The following is a 15,059-nucleotide window of genomic DNA, read 5'->3' on the forward strand; positions in this document are numbered from 1 at the left end:
TGAAGTCATTAGGATGTCGTATTAACTACCCGTGGGAATGCAGACCAGAAGTTAAAGACCGGTGCCACATCTGTCAAATCAATCATATATGGCGAGTATCATCCATGACATGGATTTTCATGGCGCAATTGCCGAGTTGTAGTGCGGCGCAAGCTCGAGATGCTCGAGCAATCGCCCAAACTCGCCGAGTCGATGCTTCACGTACTCGGGCACTTCAACATCCGTGTAGTCGTAGAAGCCCTTGCCGTCGCGGATGCCGTCGCGCCCTTCTTCCATATGCCGCGTGACGATGGCGGCCGGTTCGAAGCGCTGACCGATCTCCTTCGCGAGGTAATGCGACGCGTAATAAAGTATGTCGCAGCCGCCCCAGTCGATGAACTCGAGCAACCCGAGGATCGAAAAGCGCAGGCCAAAGCCCGTACGCACGGCCATGTCGATGTCGTGCGCGCTGGCCACGCCCTCTTCCACCATGCGCGCCGCCTCGTTCATCACAAGCGCCTGGAGGCGCGGCACGATATAGCCGGCAGACGGCGCACATTCCACAGGCACCTTGCCCACGCGCAGCAGCAGGCCCTTCATCCGCGCGACGACCGCGTCGTGCGTGAGGCTGCTTCGGCTGATCTCGACGAGCGGCATCAGGTGCGCAGGGTTGAGCCAGTGAGCGTTGACGAGCCGCTGCGGTTGCGTGACCACCTTTTGCAGATCGGTGACGAGAAACGTCGATGTCGTGGATGCGATCGTTGCCGCATCATCGACATGCGCGCAGAGCCATGCGAACGCCGCCTCCTTAGCCGCCATCACTTCGGGTACCGCCTCGAACACGACCTCGCAGCCAGCAAGCGTGGCCTCGGCGCCGACGCGATCGAGCACTTCGACACGCGCGAGCGCTTCATCGGCCCCGCTGGCGTCGATACGTCCAGACTCGACCAGCGTCAGCAATTGCCGCGCGATTTCGGCACGCGCGGCCGCCGCAAATGCGGCACGCGATTGTTCGTTGCGCTCCTTGAAATCGATGAGCGTCACGTGCAATCCGGCAAATGCGAACGCGAGCGCGATGCCCTGCCCCATGCGTCCCGCGCCGAGCACGTGGACGCGCTTCACGTCGACGGCACTGTGCGTCATGCGAGCCCCCGCGCCAGCAGGCCGCGCATCGATTCGCGCGAAAGCGAGGCCAGCCCGAGGTTTTCGAGCGTGCGGCCCTCGCTGTACAGGTCGCGTCCCGAAACCGCGCTCGCTATGCTCAGCAATCCCTGGCCGACTGGTGTCGGCACCCCGGCCCAGCGCCCCACCGAAACGATGAACGAGAGGCCGAGCCGCGTGTCTTCCAGCATGTAGCGGTGCGCCTTCAGGTCGATGCGCTCGCGCCAGTCGCCGCTGTCCGTGAGCTTGCCGTGCGCGCCGCGCCCATACATCCATTCGTCGCCCTCGCTCGCATAGTGGTCGGCGAGCGGAAAATGCGGCGCGCCGTATCCGAGCGCTTCGCGCACCGCCATGCGCTCGGCGTCGAGCGCATCCGTCACGCGGCGAATCGACGGCTTCGTGCCTTCATTGTGAATATCCCACGCCTCGAAATGCTCGAGCGGCCCCGCGTTCATCATGATGAGCGGCGGGTGGATCACGGGCCCCGCGTTCATCAGCGCACCGCTTAGCGCGTCCTCGATCGGCTCGACGCTCGGGTAGCCCTCCTTGAGCACGGGGAGCGCCCATTCGGCCGCGTTGGCGGGGAACACGCCGGTCGGCAGGCGTGTGGCGTAGGCGCTGATGACCACGTCGTTTTCGCCGTGGCGCCGCACGAGATACGGCAGCGTGCCCGTTTCCGTGAACGCCACGCGCGCGCGGTTGCCCGCATCGGCCATCGCCTTCGCGAACACGTAGCTGCCGAACGTGCCTGGCGGCAGAAAGACTACCTGATCATCGGCCAGGTGAGGCGCAAGCTGGCTTGCCAGCGATTCGTGCGTGGTGGACGGCAGCGGGATCACGATGAGCCGCGCCTCGCGCACTGCGCTGCCGAGATCGTCGGCAAGGCGTATCGCGCCACGCGCCTCGCCAACGGGTACCCGCCGCTTGCCGCGCCAGTCCTTCACGTTCAGTTCGCCCAGCTCGCGCAAACGCGCGCATGCGGCCGTATCGCGCCGCCACCACGTCACGTCGTGGCCCTTTTCGAGCATGTCGATTGCAGCCGCAAAGCACCCATGCCCGCCACCCAGTACGCTAACCTTCATGTCCTGCCTCCTTGTGCAATCCCTTGCTTCATTGGTCAGTGTCGAGATTAAAGGGGCGGCTCGCGCGCTGCGCGTCAACACGCGCAAACGCTATTCAACTCCGGCAACGGATTCGCGCGACGTATGCGGGTGAATCCGTTCTTGCGCAGACTTATTGACCATCGGATCATAGGCGCAGAGGCTCTGCTGTCACTTCGAGGCCATTAAACGATGGAAATAGCGATTCCCCGCACACACAGCAACCGGCTCGGCGCTTCCCGCGCGCGCGAGGATGTCGAACGCGAAGTGGCGAAGCTGCTTTGCGAGCACCGCATGGAGGTGTCGGGCCGCGAGCCGTTGAACGCGGAACTCTATGGCGTCGCGATGCATCGCGCGAGCATGCTCGAGTTGTGCTACGGCCGCGAGACGCATATCGACGCGGGCGAACTCGACCATCATTACCTCTTTCGCGCGACGCTTGCGGGCCGTTGCGAGCTGGAATCGGGCAGTGAGCGTGCCTCGCTTTCGGCGGGCAGCCTCAGTGTGTCGTCGCCGTCACGCAAAAGCCGCATCAGCACCGACACCGCATGCCGCAGCCTGCTGCTGCGCGTCGATCGCGCCGCGCTCGAAATCAAGCTCGCGGAGATGCTGCAAAACTCACTGCGACGTCCGCTCGTGTTCGAACTGGACATTAGCCGCACGCACAGCGGCGCCGCCGTGTTTCATTCCACACTGCGGTATTTGTGCACCTTGTGTGAACAGATCGAGCCGAGCGCGCGCGACAGCCTGCTCGGTCCCGAACTCACGCAGTGGCTCGCCACACTGTTGCTCATGCAACTACCTCATTCGTACAGTGAAATGCTCGCGCGCGGCGCGAAGCCGCCGCTGCCCGCGCACGTGAAGCGCGCACGCGAGTATATTGAGGCGCATCTCGGCGAAACGCTTTCCATTGCGACGCTCGCCCAGGTGGCGGGCGTGTCGCCGCGTACGCTGCAAAATGGTTTCAGCCAGTTTCTCGACCAGTCACCCGCCGACTTTATCCGTGAGCGGCGTATCGAAGCCGTGCATCGCGCGCTGAAAGCCGATCCCGAGCGCAGCGTGACCGACGTGTTGCTCGAGCACGGCGTGCACAGTTTCGGCCACTTCGCGAAGGCGTATGCGCGGCGCTACGGTTATCCGCCTTCTGCGACCGCGAAGCGCGGCCAGTAAAGCACACACCCATGCCGAACCCCAGCGACTTCATTGCGCCCCCGGGCGACGAGCCCACCGACGCGCTGCGCGTGCAGGATCTCGACCTGAACCTGCTCAAGACCTTCAATGCGGTCTACGCGGAGAAGCATGTCGGGCGCGCGGCGTTGCGCCTGGGTATCACGCAGCCCTCCGTGAGCCATGCGCTCGGCCGGCTGCGGCTCCTGTTTCATGATGCCCTCTTCGTGCGCACGGGCGGCGGCGTCGAACCCACGCCGCGCGCGCAGCGTCTCGCGGCCTCAATCGACCGCGCGCTCGCCATCCTCCAGGCCGTGCTCGACGAGGGCGCCCAGTTCTCGCCCGCCACGTCGCGCCGCACCTTTCGGCTCCACATGAGCGATTTCGCGGAGACTGCGTTCCTGCCCACCTTGATGCGTGAACTCGACGAGCGCGCGCCCGGCGTCGTCATCGAGACGCTGCATATCGAGGAAAGCCAGTTCAACGTAGCGGTGGAGTCGGGCCGCATCGACTTTGCGATGGGCCACTTCCCCCATGCATTCACGCATTTCCATCGCAGCGAACTGCTGCAGGAGCGCTATGTCCTGATGATGGCCCGCCGTGTGGCCGAGCGTTGCGGACTCGACGAGCATTTCGTGCTTGATACAACCGTGCCGCCTGCATTGCAGTTCATTTCGGTGAGCTCGCACCCGCAGTCGATGGCGCTGCTCGAACAACACGGGCTCACTTCGCGCGTCCGGGTAGCCGTGCCGAACTTCATGGTCGTGCCGGCCATACTCTATCGCTGCGACTACGCGCTCATCCTGCCGCGAACCGTTGCGCGCGCCTTCGCTCCGCTCGGCGAGATGGCCGCGTTCGAGATCGCCAATGCGTCGGTGTGGCCCGTCAACGCATACTGGCATCGTCGCTTCGACGCCGATCCGGGCCACCGCTGGCTGCGCGCGCTATTGATGGAGCTATTTCGCATCGGCACGCGCGAGCCGTACGACAGCTGGCTCGCGATTCCGCCCAGTCTCCGGCCGCCCTCAACGCATGAAGGCGAGCGGCTCGTTTAGAACGACGTGAGAATGCCCGCCACGATCGAGCTTGCGGTGGCGCCCGGCTTGCCCACCGGCACCGCGCCGCCGCCCGCGCCGTTGATCGAGAACGCGGCATGCTCGCCGTTGTGGACCATCGCCGCGCCCGTGTAGAGCACGGTGCGCTTCGAGAGCGGATAGTCGAAGCGCAGGCCATATGAATCGGCATTGCCTTCGCTGTCCGCGATCTTGTGATAGTGACCGTAGCTCACGAGCAGCGACGCGCGGCCGATCGGCACCGTCGCGTTCAATTCGAAAAAGTCGTTGTGCGGGTTCGAATACGCGCTCGCCACCGCCGTCGTCACGTCGGGGCCGCCGCGGTGCCGCAAATAGATGAACGCCGGCTTCACGAAGCCGAAATCGTACGAGATCGCGCCGAGCGCGTAGTTGCCGGTGCCGGTGGGACTCGTCGGCGAGAGCGTCGCGGCCGTTGCCGTGCTGAACTTCTGCTGCATGTAATCGACGTCGATCGAAAGCGGCCCGTTCGCGTAGTTGATTCCGGCGCCATAGGTGTCGCCGAGTGTCGAAGGCACGTTGCTCGCGCCATTCGCGCCGCGCGAAGCCGTGGCGCGCAGTAGCAACCCGCCAAAGCGTGGCGACGTGTAGCGCAGCGTGTTGCTCGTGCGCAGGAACCAGGGCTGGACGAAGTTGTTCGACGCGTTGCCCCATGCGAGACCCGCGCCATATCCCGGCAAACTGTAGGTCACGAACGACGTATGGAGAATCGTATACGTCTCGCCGGCCTGCAGGCCGCCAAAAGGTCCGGTGAGCCCGACCCACGCTTCGCGGCCAAACAGGGAGCCGTTGCCGCTGATCGCGCCCGTCGCCGAATTGAAGCCGTTTTCGAGCTTGAAGATCGTGGCATAGCCGCCGCCGAGATCCTCCACGCCCTTCAAACCCCATTGCGTCGCGAAGAGATTGCCAGTGCCCATGCGCACCACGTGGTTCGGCCCGAAGTTCGCATATTCGATCGACGTGTCGATACGGCCGTAAAGCGTGAGGCTCGATTGCGCGAGCGCGGGCACCGCCGCCATGCCCACGATTGAAATACACCACTTCCAGTTGGTCATTGTTGTCGTCCCGCGAGTCGTGAGGAATCGGGGCGAGTCTAGAAAGGCCAATATCCGGCGTCGATCAAGCGGGCCATATATCACTTATAGATCTCGTTCATGAACGCGGCGGCACGCGCAAAGTACAGCCTCCAGCCCCCGTCAGTACGCGATTTCCCGGGGACGCCCCTGGTGATTTCTTTAGAGCGCTCGGTAGTTGCGAGCAGGCGTTTGGGAAACTTGCGCCTATATCTGCGAAATTTGTTTGCGTACGCTGGTCCACCAGAGTGCATGCACCTGAGACCACACGACCGACACATCGGAGATACGCCATGACCCCCACCCCCGCCAGCGCGCCAGCCGGCGCAAAAAGCGCCAGACGCTACACGTATGAGTGGTACGTAGTGCTGATCTGCATGCTTGCCTATGTCTTTTCCTTCGTCGACCGCCAGGTGCTGGCGCTCATGATCGAGCCGATCAAGCGCGACCTGCACCTCACGGATACGCAGTTCAGCCTCGTGCACGGCTTCGCGTTCTCGCTCTTCTATGCCGTGATGGGCATTCCTCTCGCGTATCTCGCCGACCGCTTCGCGCGGCCTCGCATCATCGCTACCGGCATCGCGCTCTGGAGCGTCGCTACGGCGGCTTGCGGCATCAGCCAGAACTTTCTGCACATGTTTCTTGCGCGCATGAGCGTGGGCGTGGGCGAAGCTTCGCTCTCGCCGGGCACCTACTCCATGCTTGCCGACTACTTCCCCAAGGAGAAACTCGGCCGGGCGGCAGGTGTCTATTCGCTCGGCTCGTTCATTGGCGGCGGCATTGCATTTTTGATTGGCGGCTATGTGATCGCGCTGCTCAAGCAGGCTTCGATGGTCACGCTGCCCTTCGTCGGTTCGGTGCATGGCTGGCAGGTCACGTTCTTTATTGTGGGACTGCCCGGCCTTCTCGTGGGCCTCGTCTTCATCCTCACGGTGCGCGACCCGCAGCGCAAGGGGCTCGTGCAGGACGTGAGCGGCAAAGCGCGGCGTGTTTCGCTTGCCGATTCCGCGCGCTTCATCCGCTCGCATGGCAAAACGTTTTTCTGCCACTACGTCGGCTTCTCGTTTTACGCGATGACGCTGTTCTGCCTCATGAGCTGGACCCCGGCGTTCTACATCCGCCGCTTCGGCATGTCGCCGGTGGAGGCGGGCTATACGCTCGGCACGATCCTGCTCGTGGCCAACACGACCGGCGTGTTCTGCGGCGGCTGGCTCAACGACTGGCTCCTGCGCCGCGGCCGCAGCGACGGCCCCATGCTTGCGGGCTGTATCGGCGCGGCGGCAATGGCCCTGCCCGCCGCCGCTTTTACACAGGTGAACAGCCTTGGCGGCTCGCTGACGCTGCTCGTGATCGCGATGTTCTTCGCCTCGTTCCCGATGCCGACTTCGACCGCCGCGATGCAAACGCTCGCGCCGAACCAGATGCGCGCGCAGATCTCCGCCGTGTTCCTGCTCGTGTCGAACCTGATCGGCCTTGGCATTGGCACGACGCTCGTCGCGTTGTTGACCGACAAGGTGTTCGGTTCGCCGCTTGCAGTTGGGCAATCGATGTCGATCGTGAGCCTTGTCGCGGCGTTGCTCGCGACCGTGCTGCTGGGCTTCGGCTGCCGGCAGTTCCGCCTGAGCCTCGCGCGCGAGGACGCGCACGCGCAGCGCGCAGACGCAGGCATCGAGGCGACGTTGAGCGCCACGCGCGCCTGAGATGAACATGCGCCTCCCGCGCCAGTATTATCAATGGCATTGATGCGGTCGGCCATTTTTTATCGATTTGCCCGATCTTCCGGGCGGCCGTATGCTCGGTTCAACGCCTCGCGCCTCGCGCGCGAATGGTCCATTCAGTCCAGCATCCAGAAACTACCGCTATTTCAGCGATCGGCCTCATCATGCAAGCCACTTCATTCAAGGTTCGCGTCGACGCCTTGTGCGACGAAGCACAAGGCATTCGCTCGTTCAGCATTTCGCGCCTCGACGGCAAGCCGTTCGACGCTTACGAACCGGGCGCGCATATCGACGTCACGGCACCGTCCGGCATCACGCGCCAGTACTCGCTCTGTGGCGACCCGGACCAGCGCGACGTACAGCTCTTCGCAGTGAAGCGCGAGAGTGCATCGCGAGGCGGCTCCAGTTCGTTGCACGACGACGTGGCAGTCGGTAGCGAGCTAGCGGTCGGCGCGCCGCGCAACCTGTTCCAGCTTGCGCCCGGAGCGCAGCGGCACGTGCTGATTGGAGCCGGCATCGGCATCACGCCGCTTTTGTCAATGGCGTATCACCTCATCAAGCAGAATGCGCCCTTTGAATTGCACTACTTCGCGCGCAGTGCGGAACACGCGGCGTTCCTGCCGCTGCTCGCGCGCGCGCCATTTGCGCCCTACGCGAAGCTGCACTACGGCGTGGAGCCCGACGCGCTGGACGGTGCACTCGCGTGGTGTCTCGCTACGGCCGAGACGGGCACGCACGTTTATACGTGCGGGCCTTCCGCGTTCATGGAGCGCGTGGTCGCGGTGGCCGAACAGCGCTTGCCCGACGACGCGATCCATCTCGAACGTTTCGCGGCAGAGCCCGCGTCGCCCGCAAGCGATGCAGCGCTCGATGCATTCGACGTGCAGGTGGCCAGCACGGGACAAACCGTGCGCGTGGAAAAGAACACTTCGATAGTCGATGCGCTCGCAACCATCGGCATCGAGGTCGATACGTCGTGCGGGGAAGGCGTATGCGGCACTTGCATGGTCGACGTCGTGACGGGCGAGCCCGAACATCGCGACCACTGTCTGAGCAAGGCCGAGCGCGCGAGCAACAAGGTCATCTGTTGCTGCATTTCGCGCTCACGCTCGCCGGTTCTCGTGCTCGATCTCTGAGCATCGCCGTGTTCAGCGCTTCTCCTTGTCGAACCGCTGCATGATGGCCTGAATCAGCTCGCGCATCCACGCAATGCCTTCGTCATCGTGGAAGTGCTCATGCCAGTGCATGGTCACGGCTGCGACCGGCATGGTCACGGGCAGCGCGTAGATCTGGAAGCGTCCGTCCGCGTTGAAGATGTGCGCGAGACGGCGCGGCAGCGTCGCGTACAGGTCGGTCACGGCGAGCACGCCTGGCAGTGCGACGAAGTGCGGCAATTCCAGCGCGATATTTCTGCCCACGCCCTGCGAGCGCAGCGCGTCGTCCAACGCGTGATGGCTGTGCTCGACGGACCTCACCTGCACATGCGAGGCCTCGACGAACTGCGCGAGGCTCAGCGTCTCGCCGCGCGGCAAGCCGCGCCTGCGGCGCGTCATACACACGTAGGTCTCTTCGAATAGCAATTGATGGCGTGTGCGCGAGGTCAGCTCGGGCAGATTGCCGATCGCGAAATCGAGGCGGCTCGAACGTAGGGCGTCCTCGATCTCGTCCACCGGCAGTGGCTCGACGCATACGCGCATCCGCGGTGCCTCGCGATGGAGCGCTTCGCAAATCGGCGGCAAATAAGCCATTTCTCCCGCGTCCGAGAGCGAGAGCCTGAACGTGCGCGTGCTCACCGCCGGATCGAAGCGCTCGGCGTAGCGCAGCGCCTCGCGCACCGTGTCGAGGGCACGGCCGACGATCGCGGCGAGTTCCAGCGCGACCGGCGTTGGCTGCATGCCGGCACGCGTGCGGATGAAGAGCGGATCGTCGAACAGCGAGCGCAGGCGCGATAGCGAATAGCTGATGGCGGGCTGCGAGAGCGCGAGCCGCTCGCCAGCCTTCGTCAGGCTGCGCTCCTCGACGATGGCCTGAAAGACCCGCAGCAAGTTCAGATCGACGTTGTCGAGTGATGGCATGGTTTTATCAGCCGCGTTTATGTGAGGTTCAATTTTAGATCGATTTGACGCATGAAGCACCAGGCGTGAGACTTCAATCAACGCACAGGCGGTGCACGACCTGCGCTTTAACCTCCTCGCGAGACATCGCGATCACCCCGATACTCCGACATCATGAGCGATAACTGGCAGACCATCGACACGAGTACGCTGCGCGGCCGCGTAGAGACGGACCGCATCGCGCCTTCGCTGTACTACGATCCGGCGCTGTTCGAAGCGGAACTCGAGCGCATTTTCTACAAGACGTGGATCTGGGTTGCGCACGAAAGCGAACTGCCCAACGCAGGCGACTTCCGCACCACGACCATCGGCCGGCAGCCGGTTATCGTCGTGCGCGACAAGACGGGCACGGTGAACGTGCTGCAAAATCGCTGCCGCCATCGCGGTGCGACCGTGTGCGAAGAACACAAGGGCAACGCCAAGGGCTTCACGTGCCCGTACCATAGCTGGTCGTATGCGCTCGACGGCACGCTGCGCGCACTGCCCTATGGCGACGGCTACGAAGGGGTGTGCGAAAAGGGAGACTTGCCGCTTGAAAAGCTGCGCGTCGGCATCTATCAGGGGCTCATCTTCGCGAGCTTCAACAAGGATATCGAACCCCTCGAAGACTTCCTCGGCGGCGCGAAGCCCTGGATCGACCTCTTCATGAAGCAGGGCGCGGGATACCCCGTGAAAGCCAACGGCGAACACAAGTTCAAGTTCAAGGGCAACTGGAAGATCCAGCTCGAGAACACCACGGACCTCTATCACTTTCCTGTGGTGCACAAGTCGTGGATGAAGTCGATCGACGACGAAACGGCTGCGGCGATCACGAGCTTCATGACGAGCGATCAGGCCTTCTGCCGCTCGCTCGGCAATGGCCACAGCCTGGCCGTGCTCGTGCCCGAACTCGTCGACCTCGACCAGGACGATGGCGCGCCGCTGCCCGAGCGTTTTCAGGAACTGGCCGCGCAACTGGCCGGGCGCCACACGCCCGAAGAAGTGCGCCGCATCGTACGCTCGCTCATGGGTGTGGGCTTCAACCTGAACCTCTTCCCGAACCTCGCGCTCTCGATGGCGTTCTTCCGCGTGCTGCGGCCCATTTCGGCAGAGGAAACGGAAATCCGCCACGTGGCGCTCGCCATGGATGGCGGCCCCGAGGAGGCCAACCGCGTGCGCCTGCGCATTCACGAACACTTCCAGGGCCCGTTCGGCTTTGGCAGCCCCGACGACGCCGAAGCCTGGGAGCGCGTGCAGCGCGGCTCCCACGCCGGCCCCGGCACGCCGATCCTAGTGAATCGCGGCCTGAACCGCGAAACCACGGCACCGAACGGAGAAAAGACCGCGCACGCCACCGACGAAACCGGCATGCGCGAAGCGTATGCACAGTGGCGCGCCATGATGGAGGCATGATGGACGATCGAAACGTACTCAACTCGCAAGAGACCTTTACGCGCGCCGTGCAGTTCATCTGGCGCGAAGCAGAAATGCTGGACCGCCGCGAATACAGCGCCTGGCTCGAACTGTGGGACCCGAAGGGCCATTACGTCGTGCCGATCGACCCGAACACAATCGACTTCGCCGCCACGCTGAACTACGCCTACGACGACCAGCACATGCGCGAAATGCGTGTACAGCGTATGACGTCGGGCTATTCGGCATCGGCGAGCGATGCGGCACGCACGGTGCGCACGGTTTCGCGCTTCACGCTCTCGAGCGATGCGGCCGATACCGTGGAAGTGAAGTCGGCGCAGATCATCGTGGCGTACAAGCGCGGCGCGAATACGATCTTCGCGGCGGACCTCACGCACCGCATCAGCTTCGCGAGCGGCGAGCCGAAGCTTCTGCAAAAGGTGGTCCGCCTGATCGATTCGACCGAAGCGCTGAGCGCGATCGGATTCCTGCTCTAAAAACAGGGGCGCGCGGCTCGGCTTGCGCGCCCTTCTGCCATTCGACTCCATGCCTACACTCGAAGTCTATTTGCCCGCTGGCCACGCGCAAGCACGCAAGGCGCAGTTGATCGCGCGTCTGACCGAAGCCACCGTCGAAGCGATCGGCGCGCCCGCCGAATCCGTGCGCATATTGCTGAGCGAACTGGCTGACACGCACTATGGTATCGGCGGCAAGCGTGCCGCCGATGGCGCGCCACCTTCGCTGCCGGTGATCGTCGCGATCCTGATTGCAGGGCGCACGTTAGAACAGAAAGCCGCGTTGATCGATGCGCTCGCAACGACAAGCGCCGAGGTGCTCGACTCTGCGCTCGATGCCACGCGTGTAATCATCAAGGACATCCCGAATACCGACTTTGGCCTTGGCGGCAAAACGGCCCGTTCGCTCGGGCGCTAACCTGCGGGGATGAGCGGCAGCGCGAAGCAGCATTCGAGCCCGCCGCCCGGCGCGGGCTGCGCCCAGATTGCGCCGTGGTGCCGCGTAACGATGTTCTTGCACAGCGAGAGGCCGATGCCGTTGCCGCCCGCCTTCGACGACGAAAAGCCGTCGAAGAGGCGGCCATGCGCACCGGCGGGCACGCCCGGTCCGTTGTCGATCACGCTCACGAGCGCCCTGCCGTCTTTCTCCTCGCAAGCGAGCGTGAGATCGCGCCGGTCCGCATCGACATCGGCCAGCGCGTCGATCGCGTTGAACGCGAGATTGAGCACGACCTGCCCGATCAACACGCGCTCGCACATCACAGGTAGCGCGGCCATGGGCTGCACGATATGCATCCGCACGCTCGCGTCGCGCGCGCGCAGTTCGATGAAGTAAGCGACCTCGCTGAGAATGTCGCGCAGGTCCGAGCGCGTTTCGGTTGGCTCGCGCTTCACGACGTATTCGCGCACGCTCTTGATGATGAGTGCGGCGTGCTCCGCCTGGCGGTCAGCGCTGCGCAGACCCCAAATCGCATCTTCAACGGGCCCCGCCTGTTCGAGCCGCCTTATCGCACCTTCGATGAAATTGCGCACCGCCGCGAGCGGCTGGCTCAACTCGTGCGCAATCGCCGTGGCCATTTCTCCCATCGCGTTGTAACGCCCGGCGTATTCGAGCATGCGTGCTTCGGTGCGGCGTGCGTCTTCGATACTCACCTCGTCGGAGATGTCACGGAAGTGGATCAACAGACCGTCGAGATCGTCTTCGATCACGAGCCGCCGGCAGGTAATGCGCAGCCAGCACGCGCTGCCGTCGCGGCGCGTCATGCGATAGCGCTGGGGCTCGGACGGACCCTGCAGCGGCGCGTCGTCGAGTTGCTCGGCAAGGCGTTCGCGGTTGCGCTCGCTGCAGTAGTCGAACACGGAACCCGGCGCCTGTTCAGCGGCGAGGCCGAGCACGCGACGCCCGGAGTCGCTAATGAAGTCGACCGTGCCGTCGAGCCTGAGCACCGCCACGCCTTCGCTGAGGTCCTGCATGAATTCGCGCAGCCGCGTTTCGTGGCGCCGCAATGCCTGGCGCATCGCCTCTTCCGCACTGATGTCGCGAAACTGCACCATTACGACCGCGCGCTCCTTGAGCGGCACATACGTCGCAATCGCTTCCGAAAGCATGTCCTGCCCGGTGCGCGAGCGATAGCACCATTCATAGCCCTGCGGCCCTTCGGTGATCGAGCGGTCCATCGCCGCCACGGCGATTTCGCGCGCGTATTTCGGCGCGGGGTGCGTCATGTCGTGCGCCTTCAGCGGCAGCAGTTCTTCGACAGAAAAGCCCAGCGCGATGCAGGCCGCGCGATTGGCCCAGACGATCGCCTTCGTGCTGGCGTCGTGCAGCAGCACGCACAGGGTCAAGGCGTCGAGCAGGCGGCTGAAATCGTCTTCGGTGGGGTACGTCATGATCGTGAACCGGATATGGCGGCACGCCCCGCCTGGTGGTTCCAAACGATAACATCCGCGCGCGGAGCGGGGAACCTGAAGATTTCTTTAGGCGCGCGGGGAACGCTACTTAAAAATGCGTGCGGCGTCCCAATTGATGACCCCTTTTTGCCTTTTTAGACTGAGTTCCAGACTGTGCGCACGCGTTCGCGCTGCGCCCGATACACATGGCCTTCAACCTTGCGGCTCAGGAACTCAGGAGAAACACCATGGCATTAGTTGCGACCGCCGTCGCGTCCCATAGCGACATCAATGCAGAGGCCTGCGCCACGCAGTCGGGCGGCCGCCTCTCGCTCGACGAGGTCATCGACGTCGTGGCCGCGCGCCGCGACGAATTCGACCGGCTTTCGCACGTCCCACGCGACGTCATCGATCTCTTCAAGCGCGCTGGCATCTTTCGCGCGGGCACGCCCAGGCGCTTTGGCGGCGACGCGCGCGCGCCTGGCGAATTCCTGGAGATGATCGAGCGGATTGCAGTTGCCGACGGCTCCGCGGCATGGGTTGCGAGCTTCGGCTCGGCCAATGTCTACCTCGCCGCGCTGCCGCTCGAAACGCAGGCGCACATCTACGCGAGCGGCCCCGACCAGGCCTTCGCGGGCGGCCTCTTTCCCGTGCAGACCGTACAGCCGGTTGAAGGCGGCTGGCGCGTGAACGGTACGTGGAAGTTCGCGAGCGGCTGCAAGGGCGCCGACTGGCTCGGCGTGGGCATCAGCACTGGCAACGGCGCGGGCAACGCCCCGAACAAGCCGCGCACGGCCGTGTTCCGCCCCGAGCAGGTCGAGATCGTCGAAAACTGGAACGTGGTCGGCATGCAGGGCACGGGCAGCCACGACCTGCGCGTGACCGACCAGATCATCACCGACGACTGGACCTTCGTGCGCGGCGGGACGCCTTGCGTGGACGAGCCGCTCTATCGCTATCCGACCGTCGCTTACGCGGCCCAGGTGCTCGCGGTCGTCAACCTCGGTCTCGCGCGCGCGGCGCTCGACGTGGCGAACCATATGTCCGGCGGCCGCCGCACGACGACCGGCGCGCCGCAGCTCGCGGACCGTGCTTACTACCGCATCGAGCTTGCAAAGGCCGAGGCACAGCTGCGCTCGGCACGCGCATTCTTCTACGAGTCGACCGATAGCGTCTGGCGATCCATTCTCGCCGGCAACCCCGTGACCCCCGATCAGGTCAGCCTGCTGCGTCTTTCCGCTACGCAGATCGCGCGCGAAGGCGCCGACGTGGTGCATCGCGCGTATCGCCTTGGCGGCACGATGGCGATCTACAAAACGCACCCGTTGCAGCGTTTGCTGCGCGACGCAATGGTAGTGACGCAGCACGCGTTCCTCGGCGAGGGCAATTTCGACGGTGCGGGCGCCGTGTTCGTCGGCGTGCCGCCGATTCCCGGCTATCTGTAACCGTATCCATCACACATATCACAAGGAATCGATCAAATGTCCGAAACTTCCCGCCCCCTTCCGCTGCGCGTCCTGTTCTGCTGCGGCGTGACGCAAAACTTTTTCGACCTGCCGCGCGAGAAGATCGGCGAAGTCTGGCAGGCGTACGGCAAGATGCTCGCCGCGGTAGAAGCGATGGAAGGCGTCAAGGTGCTCGGCATCATGGACGACGACCGCCTCGTGGTCGGCCAGGCCGGCGGCGCGCCGTGGACCTTCTACATCATGGCCGACGTTGCCGACTTCGATACGGCCGTGGCCGTTTGCAATCTTTATCGCACGACGCCGGTGGGCGAATACAACCTGTGGCGCTACGGCAAGATCGAGGCGCGTGTGGGGCGTGCGCTCGCCGTGCCGCCCGCAGCGACCGCTTGATCC

The 15,059-nt window shown here is 64.2% G+C and carries 14 protein-coding genes; 9 read left to right on the forward strand and 5 right to left on the reverse strand.

The window, feature by feature from the left end; translation table 11 throughout:
* Nucleotides 1-117 precede the first annotated feature (117 nt).
* Nucleotides 118-1,122, reverse strand: coding sequence for a 3-hydroxybutyryl-CoA dehydrogenase (locus tag U5A52_RS39450; RefSeq protein ID WP_321939615.1), 1,005 nt, complete (start codon nucleotides 1,120-1,122; stop codon nucleotides 118-120).
* Nucleotides 1,119-2,222 (reverse strand): NAD/NADP-dependent octopine/nopaline dehydrogenase family protein, encoded by a 1,104-nt coding sequence (locus tag U5A52_RS39455; RefSeq protein WP_321939617.1) that lies wholly within the window; start codon nucleotides 2,220-2,222, stop codon nucleotides 1,119-1,121. The genes U5A52_RS39450 and U5A52_RS39455 overlap by 4 nt, the downstream gene beginning before the upstream one ends.
* Nucleotides 2,223-2,432: 210 nt before the next feature.
* Here U5A52_RS39455 and U5A52_RS39460 point away from each other — a divergent pair, with 210 nt between their 5' ends.
* Complete coding sequence (locus U5A52_RS39460; protein ID WP_321939619.1) at nucleotides 2,433-3,410, forward strand: AraC family transcriptional regulator; 978 nt, start codon at nucleotides 2,433-2,435, stop codon at nucleotides 3,408-3,410.
* An 11-nt stretch (nucleotides 3,411-3,421) separates the two neighbouring features.
* Nucleotides 3,422-4,462: a LysR family transcriptional regulator gene (locus U5A52_RS39465; protein WP_321939621.1), complete on the forward strand. Its 1,041-nt coding sequence runs from the start codon at nucleotides 3,422-3,424 to the stop codon at nucleotides 4,460-4,462.
* Here U5A52_RS39465 and U5A52_RS39470 read toward each other — a convergent pair.
* Nucleotides 4,459-5,553 carry a porin gene (locus tag U5A52_RS39470; protein WP_321917465.1) on the reverse strand — a complete coding sequence of 365 codons (1,095 nt, stop codon included), beginning with the start codon at nucleotides 5,551-5,553 and terminating at the stop codon, nucleotides 4,459-4,461. The genes U5A52_RS39465 and U5A52_RS39470 overlap by 4 nt on opposite strands.
* Nucleotides 5,554-5,864: 311 nt before the next feature.
* On the opposite strand from U5A52_RS39470, the gene U5A52_RS39475 reads away from it, so the two are divergent.
* Together U5A52_RS39475 and U5A52_RS39480 are read left to right on the forward strand one after the other, a co-directional pair.
* Nucleotides 5,865-7,271 (forward strand): MFS transporter, encoded by a 1,407-nt coding sequence (locus U5A52_RS39475; protein WP_321917466.1) that lies wholly within the window; start codon nucleotides 5,865-5,867, stop codon nucleotides 7,269-7,271.
* Nucleotides 7,272-7,453: 182 nt separating this feature from the next.
* Entirely contained in the window at nucleotides 7,454-8,425 is a 972-nt protein-coding gene (locus tag U5A52_RS39480; RefSeq protein ID WP_321917467.1) for a PDR/VanB family oxidoreductase, read from the forward strand.
* 12 nt (nucleotides 8,426-8,437) lie between these two features.
* On the opposite strand, the gene U5A52_RS39485 is transcribed toward U5A52_RS39480, so the two are convergent.
* Nucleotides 8,438-9,364 carry a LysR family transcriptional regulator gene (locus U5A52_RS39485; protein ID WP_321917468.1) on the reverse strand — a complete coding sequence of 309 codons (927 nt, stop codon included), beginning with the start codon at nucleotides 9,362-9,364 and terminating at the stop codon, nucleotides 8,438-8,440.
* Between the two features lie 153 nt (nucleotides 9,365-9,517).
* Here U5A52_RS39485 and U5A52_RS39490 point away from each other — a divergent pair, with 153 nt between their 5' ends.
* Genes U5A52_RS39490 through U5A52_RS39500 form a run of 3 tightly spaced genes read left to right on the forward strand, consistent with a single transcriptional unit; the run spans nucleotide 9,518 to nucleotide 11,728 of the window.
* Nucleotides 9,518-10,795: an aromatic ring-hydroxylating dioxygenase subunit alpha gene (locus tag U5A52_RS39490; protein ID WP_321917469.1), complete on the forward strand. Its 1,278-nt coding sequence runs from the start codon at nucleotides 9,518-9,520 to the stop codon at nucleotides 10,793-10,795.
* Nucleotides 10,792-11,292, forward strand: coding sequence for an aromatic-ring-hydroxylating dioxygenase subunit beta (locus U5A52_RS39495; protein WP_321917470.1), 501 nt, complete (start codon nucleotides 10,792-10,794; stop codon nucleotides 11,290-11,292). Before U5A52_RS39490 ends, U5A52_RS39495 begins: the two co-directional genes overlap by 4 nt.
* Before the next feature lie 49 nt (nucleotides 11,293-11,341).
* Nucleotides 11,342-11,728 carry a 2-hydroxymuconate tautomerase family protein gene (locus tag U5A52_RS39500; RefSeq protein WP_321917471.1) on the forward strand — a complete coding sequence of 129 codons (387 nt, stop codon included), beginning with the start codon at nucleotides 11,342-11,344 and terminating at the stop codon, nucleotides 11,726-11,728.
* Here the strand turns inward: U5A52_RS39500 and U5A52_RS39505 are convergent.
* A complete protein-coding gene (locus U5A52_RS39505; RefSeq protein WP_321939623.1) occupies nucleotides 11,725-13,200 on the reverse strand; it encodes a sensor histidine kinase in 1,476 nt (491 codons plus the stop codon). The genes U5A52_RS39500 and U5A52_RS39505 overlap by 4 nt on opposite strands.
* Before the next feature lie 248 nt (nucleotides 13,201-13,448).
* On the opposite strand from U5A52_RS39505, the gene U5A52_RS39510 reads away from it, so the two are divergent.
* A complete protein-coding gene (locus tag U5A52_RS39510; protein WP_321939625.1) occupies nucleotides 13,449-14,645 on the forward strand; it encodes an acyl-CoA dehydrogenase family protein in 1,197 nt (398 codons plus the stop codon).
* Nucleotides 14,646-14,681: 36 nt separating this feature from the next.
* Nucleotides 14,682-15,056, forward strand: a complete 375-nt coding sequence (locus U5A52_RS39515) for a hypothetical protein (RefSeq protein ID WP_321917475.1) — start codon at nucleotides 14,682-14,684, stop codon at nucleotides 15,054-15,056.
* Nucleotides 15,057-15,059: the final 3 nt, after the last annotated feature.

This window comes from Paraburkholderia sp. J8-2, from assembly GCF_905220195.1.
In the GTDB taxonomy this organism is placed as follows: Bacteria; Pseudomonadota; Gammaproteobacteria; order Burkholderiales; family Burkholderiaceae; genus Paraburkholderia.